18 protein-coding genes are annotated in these 15,055 nt (G+C 64.8%); 13 read left to right on the top strand and 5 right to left on the bottom strand.

Translation table 11 applies throughout. The annotated features are described in order from the left end of the window. Positions 1-2: 2 nt before the first annotated feature. From urtE to AC0L3X_RS36635, 11 genes are all read left to right on the top strand, one after another. The gene (urtE, locus tag AC0L3X_RS36685; protein ID WP_014498215.1) at positions 3-698 is read left to right on the top strand and encodes an urea ABC transporter ATP-binding subunit UrtE; all 696 of its coding nucleotides are present in this window, start codon (positions 3-5) and stop codon (positions 696-698) included. A 36-nt stretch (positions 699-734) separates the two neighbouring features. Then, positions 735-1,565: an urease accessory protein UreD gene (locus AC0L3X_RS36680; protein WP_063980978.1), complete on the top strand. Its 831-nt coding sequence runs from the start codon at positions 735-737 to the stop codon at positions 1,563-1,565. Between the two features lie 39 nt (positions 1,566-1,604). Then, positions 1,605-1,907 carry an urease subunit gamma gene (locus AC0L3X_RS36675; protein WP_007605424.1) on the top strand — a complete coding sequence of 101 codons (303 nt, stop codon included), beginning with the start codon at positions 1,605-1,607 and terminating at the stop codon, positions 1,905-1,907. Between the two features lie 10 nt (positions 1,908-1,917). Beyond that, complete coding sequence (locus tag AC0L3X_RS36670) at positions 1,918-2,223, top strand: urease subunit beta (protein ID WP_007599812.1); 306 nt, start codon at positions 1,918-1,920, stop codon at positions 2,221-2,223. A 4-nt stretch (positions 2,224-2,227) separates the two neighbouring features. After that, complete coding sequence (locus tag AC0L3X_RS36665) at positions 2,228-2,767, top strand: HD domain-containing protein (RefSeq protein WP_354132146.1); 540 nt, start codon at positions 2,228-2,230, stop codon at positions 2,765-2,767. A 34-nt stretch (positions 2,768-2,801) separates the two neighbouring features. Then, a complete protein-coding gene (gene ureC, locus AC0L3X_RS36660) occupies positions 2,802-4,517 on the top strand; it encodes an urease subunit alpha (protein ID WP_071916691.1) in 1,716 nt (571 codons plus the stop codon). A 152-nt stretch (positions 4,518-4,669) separates the two neighbouring features. Then, a complete protein-coding gene (locus tag AC0L3X_RS36655) occupies positions 4,670-4,969 on the top strand; it encodes a putative quinol monooxygenase (protein WP_014498210.1) in 300 nt (99 codons plus the stop codon). Between the two features lie 12 nt (positions 4,970-4,981). Further along, on the top strand, positions 4,982-5,602 hold the full coding sequence (locus tag AC0L3X_RS36650; RefSeq protein ID WP_063980980.1) for an urease accessory protein UreE: 621 nt from the start codon (positions 4,982-4,984) through the stop codon (positions 5,600-5,602). Beyond that, positions 5,583-6,311: an urease accessory protein UreF gene (locus AC0L3X_RS36645; RefSeq protein ID WP_084794959.1), complete on the top strand. Its 729-nt coding sequence runs from the start codon at positions 5,583-5,585 to the stop codon at positions 6,309-6,311. The genes AC0L3X_RS36650 and AC0L3X_RS36645 overlap by 20 nt, the downstream gene beginning before the upstream one ends. Positions 6,312-6,350: 39 nt before the next feature. Then, positions 6,351-6,974, top strand: a complete 624-nt coding sequence (gene ureG, locus AC0L3X_RS36640; protein ID WP_063980981.1) for an urease accessory protein UreG — start codon at positions 6,351-6,353, stop codon at positions 6,972-6,974. Between the two features lie 299 nt (positions 6,975-7,273). After that, positions 7,274-8,932 carry a CHASE domain-containing protein gene (locus AC0L3X_RS36635; RefSeq protein ID WP_063980982.1) on the top strand — a complete coding sequence of 553 codons (1,659 nt, stop codon included), beginning with the start codon at positions 7,274-7,276 and terminating at the stop codon, positions 8,930-8,932. A 73-nt stretch (positions 8,933-9,005) separates the two neighbouring features. Here the strand turns inward: AC0L3X_RS36635 and AC0L3X_RS36630 are convergent, their stop codons facing one another. The 5 genes from AC0L3X_RS36630 to AC0L3X_RS36610 form a co-directional block, all read right to left on the bottom strand. Continuing rightward, positions 9,006-9,614, bottom strand: coding sequence for a TetR/AcrR family transcriptional regulator (locus AC0L3X_RS36630; protein WP_063980983.1), 609 nt, complete (start codon positions 9,612-9,614; stop codon positions 9,006-9,008). Between the two features lie 172 nt (positions 9,615-9,786). Continuing rightward, entirely contained in the window at positions 9,787-10,929 is a 1,143-nt protein-coding gene (locus tag AC0L3X_RS36625) for an OpgC domain-containing protein (RefSeq protein WP_473317228.1), read from the bottom strand. 187 nt (positions 10,930-11,116) lie between these two features. Next, positions 11,117-11,572 carry a hypothetical protein gene (locus AC0L3X_RS36620; protein ID WP_028148388.1) on the bottom strand — a complete coding sequence of 152 codons (456 nt, stop codon included), beginning with the start codon at positions 11,570-11,572 and terminating at the stop codon, positions 11,117-11,119. An 82-nt stretch (positions 11,573-11,654) separates the two neighbouring features. Then, positions 11,655-12,026 (bottom strand): ElaB/YgaM/YqjD family protein, encoded by a 372-nt coding sequence (locus tag AC0L3X_RS36615; protein ID WP_028148389.1) that lies wholly within the window; start codon positions 12,024-12,026, stop codon positions 11,655-11,657. A gap of 75 nt (positions 12,027-12,101) precedes the next feature. After that, positions 12,102-13,214 (bottom strand): AI-2E family transporter, encoded by a 1,113-nt coding sequence (locus tag AC0L3X_RS36610; protein ID WP_063980985.1) that lies wholly within the window; start codon positions 13,212-13,214, stop codon positions 12,102-12,104. 204 nt (positions 13,215-13,418) lie between these two features. Here AC0L3X_RS36610 and AC0L3X_RS36605 point away from each other — a divergent pair, with 204 nt between their 5' ends. Together AC0L3X_RS36605 and AC0L3X_RS36600 are read left to right on the top strand one after the other, a co-directional pair. Then, entirely contained in the window at positions 13,419-14,201 is a 783-nt protein-coding gene (locus AC0L3X_RS36605) for a L,D-transpeptidase (RefSeq protein ID WP_063986079.1), read from the top strand. Positions 14,202-14,218: 17 nt separating this feature from the next. After that, positions 14,219-14,872 carry a DUF2865 domain-containing protein gene (locus tag AC0L3X_RS36600; RefSeq protein WP_063980986.1) on the top strand — a complete coding sequence of 218 codons (654 nt, stop codon included), beginning with the start codon at positions 14,219-14,221 and terminating at the stop codon, positions 14,870-14,872. Positions 14,873-15,055 lie beyond the last annotated feature (183 nt).

The following is a 15,055-nucleotide window of genomic DNA, read 5'->3' as shown; positions in this document are numbered from 1 at the left end:
CGATGCTTGAGGTCAAGGACATCAACCTGTTCTACGGCGCGGCGCAGGCGCTGCGCGGCGTCTCCATCGCCGCGGAGCCCGGCAAGGTCACCTGCGTGCTCGGGCGCAACGGCGTCGGCAAGACCTCGCTCCTGCGCGCCATGGTCGGGCAGTACCCGATCTCTTCGGGCGCGATCGTGCTCGACGGCAGCGACATCACGGGCCTCAAGCCCTATGAGCGGGCGCGCAAGGGCATCGGCTTCGTGCCGCAGGGCCGCGAGATATTTCCGCTGCTGACGGTCGAGGAGAACCTCAAGACCGGCTTCGGTCCGCTCAAGCGCGAGGACAGGCACATTCCGGACGACGTGTTCTCGCTGTTCCCGGTGCTGCAATCGATGCTCGGCCGGCGCGGCGGCGACCTCTCCGGCGGCCAACAGCAGCAGCTCGCGATCGGCCGCGCGCTGGTGATGCGGCCGAAATTGCTGCTGCTCGACGAGCCGACCGAAGGCATCCAGCCGTCGATCATCAAGGACATCGGTCGCGCCATCTCGTATCTGCGTAACCTCGGCAACATCGCCATCGTACTGGTCGAACAATATCTCGACTTTGCCTGCGAACTCGGCGACAGTTTCGCGGTGATGGATCGCGGCGCGGTGAAATTCTCCTGCGACCGATCCAATCTCGATCCGGCCGAAATCAGCCGCCAGATGGCGCTGTAATCCGAAAATTTCTGCCGCGGCCGGCTGGGGAGACGGATGCGCAGCGACGCTTTGACGACATCTTCGGTATTCGAGGCGAACCGCGCCCGCGGCGCGGTGCGCTTCGACGTCCATGCCCGCGATGGGGTGACGCGGCGGGGCGTCTTGCATGAGTCCGGCTCCCTGCGCGTGCGCTTTCCCTCGCCGGAGGGCGAGGGGCTCTCCGGCGTGTTCGTCAACACGGCTGGCGGCGTTGCCGGCGGAGACAGTTTTGACATCGAGATCGCGGCAGGTCAGGGCTCGCGCCTGACATTGACCACCGCTGCGGCCGAGAAGGTCTATCGTGCGCCCGGGGCGGCGGCGCAGCTCAATATCGCCTTGAAGGTCGCCGCGGGCGCGCACCTCGGCTGGTTGCCCCAAGAGACGATCCTGTTCGATCGTGCCCGGGTCCATCGTCGCTTCGACATCGAGCTGGACGAGGCCGCCTCGCTTCTGCTTTGCGAAATCGTCGTGTTTGGCCGCACCGCCATGGGCGAGCGGATGGAGCAGGGCGAGTTCATTGATCGCTGGCGGCTGCGTCGTGGTGGCAAGCTGGTGTTCGCCGAAACCGTCAGGCTCGACGGCAATATCGGTGCAAAACTAGGGCGATCGGCGGTGGCCAAGGGCGGTGCCGCGATCGGCACGGCGCTGATCGTTCCCGGCGACGAGCCGCTGATCGAGCGTATCCGCGAGGCCTCGGAGTCATTCGCCGGCGAGGTCGGAATCTCCGCCTGGAATGGCTTTGCAATGGCGCGGTTCTGTGCCCAAGATGCCGCGCGCTTGCGCGCCGATATGATGGCGGTGCTGGCGCGGACCGGCGCGGCGCTGCCGCGGCTGTGGCTGAGTTGATGGCTGCTGAATTGATGCATTGAACGGAAGAGATGCTGCATGAACCTGTCTCCCCGCGAAAAGGACAAGCTCCTGATCTCGATGGCGGCGATCGTCGCCCGCCGCCGGCTGGATCGCGGCGTCAAGCTCAACCATCCCGAGGCGATCGCGATCATCTCCGACTTCATCCTCGAAGGCGCGCGCGACGGCCGTACCGTCGCCGAGCTGATGCAATCCGGCGCGCAGGTTCTCACCCGCGACCAGGTGATGCCGGGCATTCCCGAAATGATCCACGACATCCAGGTCGAGGCGACCTTTCCGGACGGCACCAAGCTCGTCACCGTGCACGAGCCGATCAGGTAGGAGCGAGAGCATGATTCCCGGCGAACTCTTCATCCAGGACGGCGAGATCGAGCTCAATGCCGGCCGCAAGACCGTGACGCTGACGGTGGCCAACACCGGCGACCGCCCGATCCAGGTCGGCTCGCACTACCATTTCTTCGAGACCAACCCGGCGCTGAAATTCGACCGCAAGAAAGCCCGCGGCATGCGCCTCGACATCGCCGCCGGCACCGCCGTCCGCTTCGAGCCCGGCCAGACCCGCGACGTCCAGCTCGTCGCCGTGGCCGGCAAGAAGACCATCTACGGTTTTCGCGGCGACGTGATGGGGAAGCTGTGAGTCCATGCTCCCCGCCGTCCGCCTCGTCTCCGAAGCTGCTGAGCTGGCCGCGCGCCGGCACAACGGCATGGCGCGCAAGGGGCGGGGGAACGAGCCTTACATCAACCATCTCGCGGAGGTCGCGAACCTGCTGGCGACGGCGACCGATGGCGCGGATGCCGAGCTGGTCGCGGCCGGGTGGCTGCACGACGTGATCGAGGACACCGACACCACTCGCGAGGAGCTCGCACAGAAATTCTCTGATCGCGTCGCCTCTCTCGTCGTTGAATGCACTGACGACATGAGCCTGCCCAAACCAGAGCGGCGACGCCGGCAGATCGTCGATGGGCCGAAGAAATCTGCCGGAGCAAAACTCATCAAGATCGCCGACAAGATCAGCAACATCGGCGCGCGCATTCATTCCGACCCGTCCGCCGAAGAGCGCGACGATCTCGCCGACTACACGGGCTGGGCTGAGCAGGTCGTCGCCGGATGCCGTGGCGGCAATTCGTGGCTCGATGCAAAATTCGACGATGCCGTAAGCGCAGCGAGGGCTTCGCTGTGAACAACCAAAAATTCAAACGCAAACGGGGCTTGTGATGTCCGTCAAAATAAAGCGTTCCGTCTATGCCGACATGTTCGGCCCGACCACCGGCGACAAGGTGCGGTTGGCCGACACCGATCTCATCATCGAGGTCGAGAAGGATTTCACCACCTACGGCGAGGAGGTGAAGTTCGGCGGCGGCAAGGTGATCCGCGACGGCATGGGCCAGTCGCAGGTCACCAACAAGCAGGGTGCGGCCGACACCGTCATCACCAATGCCCTGATCGTCGACCACTGGGGCATCGTGAAGGCCGACGTTGCGATCAAGGACGGCATGATTTCGGCGATCGGCAAGGCTGGTAATCCCGACATCCAGCCGGGCGTCACCATCATCGTCGGCCCCGGCACCGACGTGATCGCGGGCGAAGGAAAAATCCTCACCGCCGGCGGCTTCGACAGCCACATCCATTTCATCTGTCCGCAGCAGATCGAGCACGCGCTGATGTCTGGCGTCACCTCGATGCTCGGCGGCGGCACCGGTCCCTCGCACGGCACGTTCGCCACCACCTGCACGCCGGGACCGTGGCACATGGGGCGGATGATCCAGTCGTTCGACGCCTTCCCGGTCAATCTCGGCATCTCCGGCAAGGGTAACGCGTCGCGGCCCGCCGCCCTGGTCGAGATGATCAAGGGCGGCGCCTGCGCGCTGAAGCTGCACGAGGACTGGGGCACCACGCCGGCTGCGATCGACAACTGCCTGTCGGTGGCCGACGATTACGACGTCCAGGTCATGCTGCATTCCGACACGCTGAACGAATCCGGCTTCGTCGAGGATACGATCAAGGCCTTCAAGGGCCGTACCATCCACGCCTTCCACACCGAGGGCGCCGGCGGCGGTCACGCCCCCGACATCATCAAGGTCGCGGGGCTGAAGAATGTGCTGCCGTCCTCGACCAACCCGACGCGGCCCTTCACCCGCAACACCATCGACGAGCATCTGGACATGCTGATGGTGTGCCACCATCTCGATCCCTCGATCGCGGAAGACCTCGCGTTTGCGGAGAGCCGCATCCGCAAGGAGACCATCGCGGCCGAGGATATCCTGCACGATCTCGGCGCGCTCTCGATGATGTCCTCGGACTCGCAGGCCATGGGCCGACTCGGCGAGGTCATCATCCGGACGTGGCAGACCGCGGACAAGATGAAGAAGCAGCGCGGGTCGCTCGACCAGGACAAAGGCAAGGACAACGACAACTTCCGCGTCAAGCGCTACATCGCCAAGTACACGATCAATCCTGCGATCGCGCACGGCGTGTCGAAGCTGATCGGATCGGTCGAGAAGGGCAAGCTCGCCGACCTCGTGCTGTGGTCGCCGGCCTTCTTCGGCGTCAAGCCGGACTGTATCATCAAGGGCGGCTCGATCGTCGCCGCCCCCATGGGCGATCCCAACGCCTCGATCCCGACGCCGCAGCCGGTGCACTATCAGCCGATGTTCGGTGCCTTCGGCAAGGCGCGCACCGCGTCGTCCGTGGTGTTCACCTCGAAGGCGGCGGTCACCGGCGGCCTCGCGCGAAAGCTCGGCATCGACAAGAAGCTCTATGCGGTGCAGAACACCCGCGGAAAGATCTCGAAGAAGAGCATGATCCACAACGACGCCACGCCCAATATCGAGGTCGATCCCGAGACCTACGAGGTGCGCGCCGACGGCGAACTGCTGACCTGCGCGCCCGCCGAGGTGCTGCCGATGGCGCAGCGATATTTCATGTACTGAAATAGCGTCTGGATGCATGTCCCCGGCGCATGTCCCGATTGCATGTCTTGTTGCATGTCCTGGGGCGGCTTTTCCGGTTTTGCGTTCGACCCCGCCTGGTCTAAGGTCCCGCCCGGTATCTTACCTTAGAAGAAAAGCCGGGAGGATTTCTCGTGATTTACGTCGTTGCCACCTTGACCATCAAGCCCGAGACGCGCGCCGAATTCATTGCGGCCGCCACCGCCTGCATCAAGGAGACGCGGAAGGAGCCCGGCAACATCGCCTATGATTTGCACGAGAGCGTCACCGATCCCGCCAAGATGGTGTTCGTCGAGCAGTGGGAGAGCGCCGAGGCGCTGGTGCCGCATCGCGCCATGGAGCACATGAAGACGTTCGGCCGCGTCGCGGTGAAGTGTTTTACGGCGCCGCCGAAGATTGAAGTGATCACGCCCGAGAAGGTCGAGACACGGTAACGGGGTAAAAGCATGATCCGGGCGACGCAGGTTAAGGGACAGCACGGCTTCACGGAGACGCCGGCGGATACGGTGGTGCTCGATTTCGACGACCGGCACCGCCGCCGCATGGCGATGACGGGGACGCGGGGCCTCGAATTCCTGCTCGACCTGGAGAATGCCGTCGCACTGCGCGGCGGTGATGCGTTGGTGCTGGAGGACGGCAGGCTGGTCGAAGTGGTCGCGGCGCCCGAGCCGCTGCTGGAGATCCGCGGCCGCGATCCGCACCACCTCATTCGCGTCGGCTGGCATCTCGGCAATCGCCATTTGCCGACGCAGATCATGGCCAAGAGCCTGCGCATCCGCCGCGACCATGTCATCGAGGCCATGGTGAAGGGTCTCGGCGCGCGCGTGATCGAGATCGAGGCGCCGTTCGATCCCGAGGGCGGCGCTTACGCCGACGGCGGCCACGCACATGGTCACGATGATCACGGGCATCACGATCACGACCATCATCACCATGATCATGGTCACGATCACCACGACCACCATGATCATGCCGCGCATGACCATGGCCACGACCATCACCACGACGAGCATTGCGACCACCCCGACCACCACCACGGCCACAAGCATGCTCATGACCACAAATGAGCCGGTGAGTGCCGGTGACCTCGCCGAGCGCGAGGCGGCGGCGCTGTACCGGCTGATGACGTGGCTGTCGCCAGCCTTTCCGGTCGGCGGCTTCTCCTATTCCAGCGGCATCGAATGGGCGGTCGAGGCGGGCGACATCGCTGACACCGCGACGCTGGCCGACTGGCTCGACGCCATGCTGGGCGATGGTTCCGGCTTTTGCGATGCGACGTTCCTGGTCCACGCCTATCGCGCCACTGAATTGGGCGAGGACACCACCTTGAACGATATCGCGGAGCTCGCCGCCGCCTTCGTGCCGTCGCGCGAGCGGCAGCTCGAGACGACCTCGCAGGGCCGCGCCTTCATCGACATCTCCCGCGCCGCGTGGGATGCCGACGGGCTGAATGCCATGGTGGCGGCATGTCGCACGGCACTGATCTATCCTGTCGCCGTCGGCGTGGTTGCCGCGGTGCACGGCGTGCCGCTGGCGCCGACGCTGCACGCCTTCCTGCATGCGCTGGTCTCGAACTGGATTTCGGCGGCGAGCCGCCTCATTCCGCTCGGCCAGACCGACAGCCAGCGGGTGCTGGTGAAGCTGGAAGCCGCCGTTGCCGCGACCGCCAATCGTGCGTTGAATGCGAACTTGGATGACCTCGGCAGCGCGACCTTCCGCGCCGATCTCGCCAGCCTGCGGCACGAGACGCAATATACGCGGCTGTTTCGCTCGTGAGCGGTGCGGCCTTTAATCCATCGAGAGAGAGCGAGTGACATGTCGAAATCTCACGGCCCCTTGCGCGTCGGAATAGGCGGCCCGGTCGGATCGGGCAAGACCGCGCTGATGGACCTGCTCTGCAAGACCATGCGCGAGCGCTATGACATTGCGGCGATCACCAACGACATCTACACCAAATGGGATGCGGAATTCCTGGTGCGCTCGGGCTCGCTGACGCCGGACCGCATCGCCGGCGTCGAGACCGGCGGCTGCCCGCACACCGCGATCCGCGAGGACGCTTCGATGAACCTGGCCGCGGTCGCCGACATGCGCGCAAAATTCCCCGGGCTCGACCTCGTGCTGATCGAGTCCGGCGGCGACAATCTGGCTGCCACTTTTTCCCCGGAGCTCGCCGACCTCACCATCTACGTCATCGACGTGGCGGCCGGCGACAAGATCCCGTCCAAGGGCGGCCCCGGTATCACCCGCTCCGACCTCCTGGTCATCAACAAGATCGACCTCGCGCCCCATGTCGGCGCCTCCCTGGAGAAGATGGAGACGGACGCCAGGCGCATGCGCGGCGCGCGCCCCTTCGTCATGACCAACCTGAAAAAGAGCGAGGGGCTCGACCAGATCGTCGGCTTCATCGAGGCCAAAGGCGGCCTGAAACGGGCGGGCTGACGGCGCGACGACGTGGCGCAGGCGTTTTCCGCCGTTAACGTCTGGGGCAAAAGCCGCATCCGCGGAACAAATTTCGGACACGGCGATTAACTACCTCCGGTGCCCGGAGCAAAGCCTTCATGGCCAGACCATCGGCCGGGCGAATTAAGCTTTTCAGGCGACCGAAGTTGCGTACTGATGCCTCCTCCTTCATTATCTCCGTTACTGGGGTCCACTCTGTTTCGGCACATGGCCGTTCGAGCGGCGTTGATATGCTCCGTGTTTATTGCCGACCTGCTGTTTTCGCCTGAGTAGTCGAAGTGGTCCGGCTGGGTTTTATCATCGGTTTCATCGCCCTGCTCGGAGCCCTGCTCTCCGGGCTCGCGGCCTATCGCGTCCACGACCAGGAGCTGGCACTGGACCGGATCGCGCTGGCGCGCGCGATCGACGTCCACGCGAGCCTGGTCCAGGACCGGCTGACCGAGCGCGAGCTGCTCGCGCGTGTCGCCTCAGGCTTGTTCCGTGCGCCGTCGGTCATCAAGCCGAACATGCTGGAGCCGCTGCGCTCGGCCATCTACGCCTTCAAGACCGATTTCGTGGTCGCCGGGTGGGTCGCCCGGCTGAAGCCGAACGAGCTTCTCCCGGCGGAGGACGCGATCGCGAGCGCCGGCTTCCCCAATCCGCAGATTCGCACGTATGACGACAAGCCGATCGATCTTGCGAAGGTCACCCAGCCGATCGACGTGCTGATGGACCTCGAACCGCGCAGCAACGAGACCAAGGCGCTGCCCGGCCGCAGCTACGAGCAGGATCAGGTGCGCAGCGCCATGCTGACGCGTGCGCGTGTCGAGAAGAGGTCGGTCGCCTCGGACCCGGTTCAGTTGCTGCGTGGCGGCGGGCCCATCGGCATCATCGTGGCCGCGCCCGTCATTCCCGAGGGCGCGACCGAGCCGGCCGGCTTCGTCACGTTTTCCTACGAGCTCGCCTCCCTGATGCTGACCAATGACGACATGTCGTTGTTCTCGGTCGCGCTGAAGGATCCGCGCAGGGAAGGTGGCGAGCTCGTTGCCAACGACCAGGGCGTGGTCTCGTCACGCATGACGGCAGCGGACGGGCCGGCGCCGTCGGCGACGCGCACGGTGAGCTTTGGCGGCCGCGACTGGCATCTCGGCTACTACGCCAAGACCAATTCGGCGCGGCGCGCTGAGCAGACGGCGATCATCGTGGCGGCGATCGGTTTTGCCATCACCGCGATGGTGTGCGGCCTGTTCGGCTATGTCGCCTACAACAATCTGCGGCTCAGCCGGGAAATCCAGGTGCGGATCGGCTTCGAGCGCCGGCTGACCGCCGTCATCGACGAGCTCAACCACCGGGTCAAGAACATCCTGGCGGTGATCCAGTCGATCGTGACGCGCACGCTGCGCCACGGCTCGGACATCGACGTTGCGCGTGAACTGCTGATCGGCCGCATCCACGCCATGTCCAACGTGGTCTCGCTGCTCAGCGAGAGCCAGTGGCAGGGCGTCAAGCTGAAGGGCCTGTTCGAGGCGCGCGCCATCCCGCATGCCGATCGCATCGCCGTCACCGGCCCCGACATCGCGGTCAGCGCGCGCGCCGCGCAGAGCCTGTCGCTCCTGTTCTTCGAGCTCGCCTCGCACTCCGACGAAGGTCTGTCGCTGGTCGGAAAGCATCCGCACATCACCGCGAATTGGACGGTGACGGGCGAGGGGACCGACGAGGTCTTCCATTTCCGCTGGGAGGAGTTCAACACCAGCGAGGCGACGCGCCGCCCGGATTCCGATTTCGGTCTGATCCTGCTCGACCGTGTCGCGCCCGAAGCGCTCGGCGGCACCGCCAAGCGCTACTTCACCGACGCCTCCTACGTCTATGAATTGACGGCGCCGATGGAGACGGTGGTCGACATGTCCGAGCGCGACCGCACGGACAAGATCTCGGCGCCGGTCAGGCCGGTGCGATAGAGGTCGAGCTTCAGATTGTTGCTTTGAGCATGATCTTTTCGGAAAACCGCTTCGCACTTTTCCGGATCATGCTCTAACCCTTCGGCCGCAGCACCAGGTCGACCAGATTGCGCGCGTAGGCCGGCGTGATCGGTGCAATGCCGAAGACGTAGCGGTAGAACAGGCTGCCATAGATGGCGTCGTAGAGATACTCGGGCGCTCCCTCCGCCAGGATGCTGCCATCCGTCTGGCCAGCGGCGATCATCTCGACCAGTGCGTCGCGGCGGAATTGCAGGTAGCGGGCATAGAACAGCTCCGCCGAGCCGGTCTTGGAAATGCATTCGGAGACGACGGCGAGCTGCACCTTGCCGAACTCGCCCTGGAGCGCCTCGGCATAGGCCGCGGCATGGCGGCGTGCGCGCGCCGCGGGGCTGCCGGAGCTCGCAGGCGGCAGCGGCAGCATCTGCGCGGCATGATGAAGGAAGGCGTCGATCAGCAGCGCTTCCCGCGACGGCCACCATTTGTAGATCGTCATCTTGGAGACGCTGGAGTGGCGTGCGACGGCGTCGATGGAGGTGGCGGCAAGGCCGGTGGCGGCCATCAGCGCATAGGCGCTTTCGAGAATGGCGTTGGTGGTCTCGATCGATCGCGGCCGGCCGCGCCGGGGCGCGCTGTCAGCCTCATCACCCCCGCCCTTTGCCATCGCCACGCCCGGTCCCCTCACGCAGAGGCTCCCCGCATAGCGCAGCCACAGGTCTCGGCCTAGCAGAATCGCACGATTATTTGGCTCGAGCGAAGTGGGTACCGGTTCGCGTGAAGAAAACGCGTCAAGACAGGAATCTAGAGCTCCGTTCCGATTAGATCGGAACGGAGCTCTAGGCCTGCTGCCGCAGGGCGGCCGGAAGGTCCTGCCGCCTCGACCACGAGATGTAATAGGCCACAGCCGTCATCGCCGCGAAGCCAACGAGGCTTACCGCGATCTGCATCACCACGAGGTTCGGTCCGGTGATCAGGATGAGATGGCCGGCGAAGGACAGGAACACGGCAACGCAGAACACCGCGAGCCATTCCTCGCCGCATGTGATCACCGCCTGAAGCGGCCGCAACTTCAGGCCGGGGTGGTCGGCCGGAATGAGATGGGTCGCGAGGAAGGCGAGCGCGAGGAAATGGATCACGCGATAGGGCGCGAGGTTTTCCTTGTCTGTCGGCGCGATGCTGTTGACGACGACGTCCGGCAAATAGACGGCCAGCGCGGGCGAATGCCGCATCAAGGTGACCGCCATCGCGAAGATGAGATAGGCACCCGCGAGGATCCGCAGCCAGGACATGCCGTGCAACGCGCGTCCGGAGGCGCCTGTTACGGCGAACCAGCCGCCGAGGACCATCAGCATCTGCCAGCACAGCGGATTGAAGGTCCAGTCCTGGTCCGGATAGACCCGGAAATTCCAGTCGAACCAGCGCGCCGCAACGTACAGCGCGACCGATGCCGCCAGCGTCAGGTTCGGCCGCCGCAACAAACCCCATAGCGCAAACGGAAAGAACGCCATCAGCGGGATCATCAGTTGCAGGAGGTCGAGGTTCAGCGGCTCTTCCTGGAGCACGAGGCCGCGGATCAGGATGCGCAGCGGATGATCGAGAATGCCCGAGATGTTGTATTCGTGGATGATCTCCGGCGCCATCGATTGCGAGGCGACATAGGCGATGGTGTCGATATAGATCACGAAGAGCACGACATAGGCAGCGTAGAGCCGCCAGACGCGGCGGAAGATGCGCGTCGCCGCGACGACGTAGCCGCGCTCCAGCGCCATCCTGCCGTGAATGATGGCGACGCCATAACCCACCACGAACACGAACAGGTCAGCGGCGCCGCTGAAGCCGAAATTTCGCAGCGTCAGGAGATTAACGACGTTGTTCGGGATGTGGTCGACGAACACCGACCAGTTGGCAATGCCGAGCGTCAAATACAATCTGGCATCGTGATGGAATGCGGCGAGGTTCGCCTTGACGGACGGTTTCATCGCGGAAAATGACTTTTGGAATCACGGGCGCTGCTTTTAGCGGCAACCGCCCGCCTATCCGAGTAGCGTTTGCGTGAGGGGGGCTGGAATTGTCCAATCTGGCGCAAAATTGCGCATGATCGCCGGATGGAATTCCCGCAAGCTCGCCCGTTCTGCCGACGACGAAATTATCTTAGCGCTTCGACCGCTATTCGGCCGGTTCAGCCGAGGCTTCGTCGGATGCGCCGGCGCGGCTCGCCATGATTCCGAGGGCGACGCCGCCGATCGCCAGGATCGGCAGCAGCCGCTTGATTCCGATGGCGCGAACGATCTGGAGGCCCGTCGCGAGCAGCATGGGGTCGGCGAGCATGCTCGAAGCGGCCGACTTCGCGGCGCGCTCGGCGGCGATCCGGGCGCGCTTCCGCATCTCCCGCTTGTAGCCCCAATAGCTCCCCGCCGCGGCAAGCGTCAGCAGGAAGAAGATGCCGGCGCCGGCGAGGCAGGCCTGCACCGGTCCATAGGTCTGAAGGACCGAGATGAAGGCGGCCGCGCAGAGAAAGCCCGTGGTGATGAAGAGCGCGAGTGCCGCGCCCGCGGCGAGCGATGTCAGGCGGACGGTCGCGCCCGTCGATGCGCTGATGCCGTCGATGATGCGCTGTAACATGGCCTTGCTCCTCAGATCCCCGCAAGCCGGCAGCGACGGCGCGACAGCGCCGCCGTAACAACGTCAAGGTCCTGCGCCCACGCTACCGGCGCCAGGCGACACCGATCAGGAAGCCGATGCCGAGCGCGAGTCCGACGGTCGCGAGCGGCCGCTGCGTGATGGCATCTTCCAGCGTTTCCTCGATCGAGCCGTAGGCGTCTTGCGCAGCTTCCATCATGGCGCTGCCGCGATCCGACATGTCGTCGACCGCGGAATCCACGCTCTCGCGGGCCTGGCGATAGCCGCGGCGGGCCTGCTTGCTGGTGGAATTGGCAAAGGTGTTGAGCGCGTCGGTGATCTGATCGGTGAGGGCGGCGATATCGCTTTTCACGGCTGCTACATCCTTCTCGAGGCGTTCTCTGGTGGCTTTGTCGGTCCAGTCTCTCATCCCGGTTTCGCCATTGGTTGACATCAGGAGCTCCAAAGCTGTTGGCGGCTGAGATAGCCGGAAAACGTTTCGTGCCCGGGTAAGTTCCGTTCGGGAAACCGGTCATGCCTGCGGCAGCTGCGGCGAATTCTCCGGCAGCAGATGCTCCTTCAGGATCAGCCCGACGATCAGGAGCGGCGACGACAGGAATGCGCCCATCGGCCCCCACAGCCAGGTCCAGAAGGCCAGCGCGATGAAGACGGCAAGCGCGTTCAGGGAAAGCCTGCGCCCGATGATGGTCGGCGTGACGAAGTGTCCTTCCAGGAAGGTGATGCCGCCGAAGGCGAGCCCCGCCATCAGTCCGCCGCCGATGGTCGGGAAGGCGACGAGCCCCACCACGACCAGGATGACGAACATCGCGACCGGTCCGATGATCGGGATGAAGTTGAGCGCCGCCGCAAGCGCGCCGAGCCCGGCCGGATTGGGCATGCCGGTGACGGCGCAGATGAGACCGGTTGCGATACCCACGCCGACATTGATCAGCGTCACCGTCAAAAGATAGTTGCCGAGATGGACCTCGATCTCGTTGAGGATCCGCAGCGTGCGCAGCCGCGAATCGCGATCGCCGAAATTCATGATCAGCGCCCGCCGCAGGTCGCGCCAGCTCGCGATGAACAGGATCAGCGTGGCGAAGAACAGCAGGAATTCGGCGAAGGTCGGCGACAGGAATTCCAGCGTCGGTTGCACCCATTCGGTTTTCGGCAGCGGAAGGCTAGGCAGCCCCTCCGAGCCGCCCACCATCGTCTGCAATTCCTTCCACAGCGCCAGCGGCCGGTCGAAGACGTGCATCTTCTCCTTCAACTGCGCGCCCAATTCCGGCAGGCGCGAGCTCCACTCCATCGCTGGCACGGCAATCAGCGCGACGACGAAGGCGACCACCGTCGTCACCGCGATCACGATCAGCACGGCGCCGAAGGCGCGCGGCACATGCCGCCGCTCGAGAAAGCTCGCGGCCGGCGACAACATGGTGCCGGCGACGACCGCCATCACGACCGGGAGGAAGAATGCCCTGGCGACGTAGAGCACGGCGACCACGGCAATCAGGAACAGACCGGCGAGCGCAAAGGCGACGAACTCGGTGCGGCGGATCACCGGCGGCAGCTCGACATGGCTGTCGGGAAGCGGGGCGCCCTCGTTATTGCCGGAAATCAGACGTTCAGTGGGAAGGACGCGCACAATATCTCCTCCCGCACGGAAGCCTCCGCGCGCCCATTGTTGGCAGTAGAACGTCCGGGCGGACGTTCCGGTTCCATCGCGGTTTCGTGAAGTTTTGCTCGCTTGACTGTGACCTCGCCGCCGCAGCGAGCGGTGGAACTTGAGTCGGTCCAGCTGCGTTTGTTGGGAGCCGCATCACCTGATGCACATCCAATGGGGCAGCACATGACAAGGTTCTCTCCAGTCCGTCGCCGCTTCTCGCTGCGCGCCACCACCGCCATTGCCTTCGCGACAGCATTGCTGACCGTGCCCTTCGCGGCACAGGCCCAGACGCTCGGCTACGCGCCGATGCAGCCGCAGGGATATCCGCAGGACCCGAGCTATTCGCGGGGTTATGTCAACGCGGCGCCGCAGGCCGCCGACGAGGATGCCGCGCTGCCCGACCGGCTGCGCAAGCAGATCGTCAGCTTCGACCGGAACGAGCCGGCCGGGACCATCGTCATCGATACCGGCAACACTTACCTCTATTACGTGCTCGGCAATGGCCGCGCGATCCGTTACGGCGTCGGCGTCGGCCGACAAGGTTTCACCTGGGCCGGCGTGCAGAGCGTCAGTCGCAAGGCCGAGTGGCCGGACTGGCATCCGCCGGCCGAGATGATCGCGCGTCAGCCTTATCTGCCGCGCTTCGTCGCCGGCGGTCCCGGCAATCCGCTCGGCGCTCGCGCGATGTATCTCGGCTCGAGCGAATACCGCATCCATGGCACGAACGATCCCACCACGATCGGCAAGTTCGTGTCCTCCGGTTGCATTCGCATGACCAACGAGGACGTCACGGACCTGTTCAGCCGCGTCAATGTCGGCGCCAAGGTGGTGGTGCTGCCGAAGAACGCGCCGCTGATGGCCAAGGGATACGACAAGGGCGGCGACCCCGTACGCAAGCGCCCGCCGGTGACGACGCTGCCTTCGGGACGGCAGGCGCTGAACATCACGACGTCGGCAGTGAACTGAGAGTTGAGCGAGGTCATATGAAGAGACGTTCGATCGGCAAACTGGCCGGTGGCGCGGCGGCGTGCTTCGCCGTCGCCTCGCTCGGCCTCGCGTTGACGCCGTCGGCGCATGCGGAAGACTTCTTCTCGGCGCTGTTCGGCGGCTTCCGCGCGCGCTCCGCGCCGGAGATCCGCATGCCGTTCCCGACCGATGACATGCCGCGCTACGACACGCCGCGCCAGCGGGCCTCTTATGGCGGCGGCATCGCCTATTGCGTGCGCGGTTGCGATGGCCGCTACTTCCCGGCGCAAGGAAACGACGCCGAAAGCAAGGCGAAATCCTGCAAGAGCTTCTGCCCGACGTCCGAAACCTCGCTGGTCTATGGCAGCAACATCGACGACGCCACGACGGACAAGGGAAAATCCTATTCCGACCTGCCCAACGCGTTCCGCTTCCGCAACGAGATCGTCGCGGGCTGCACGTGCAACGGCAAGGATCCGGTCGGACTTGCCCAGGTCAAGGTCGAGGACGATCCGACCTTGCGCAAGGGTGACATCGTCGCGGGCAGCGATGGCCTGGTGGTCGCCAACCGCAACGCCAACGACCGCCGTGGCGTCGCGATGAATTTTTCGCCGCTGCCGGAGTCGGTGCGCGCCAGGTTCCGCCAGGTGCCGGTGGTCGCGAAGGAGTAGGGGCGGTGCGGCCTCAAGTGGGTTGCGGCGCTAGCGCCTCGATCTCCACTGTCGTCCCGGACAAGCGGAGCGCAGATCCGGGATCCATAACTACAGGAAGCGGTTTGACGAAGGCACGTGGTTAGCAGCTCGCGCGACAACTTCTCCCTGTGGTTATGGGTCCCGGCGTTCGCCGAGACGACA

The sequence above is a fragment of the Bradyrhizobium sp. MI1.7 genome (genome assembly GCF_055811795.1).
The sequence above is the reverse complement of the archived record's forward strand: the minus strand, read 5'-3'. Positions and strand labels throughout refer to the sequence as shown.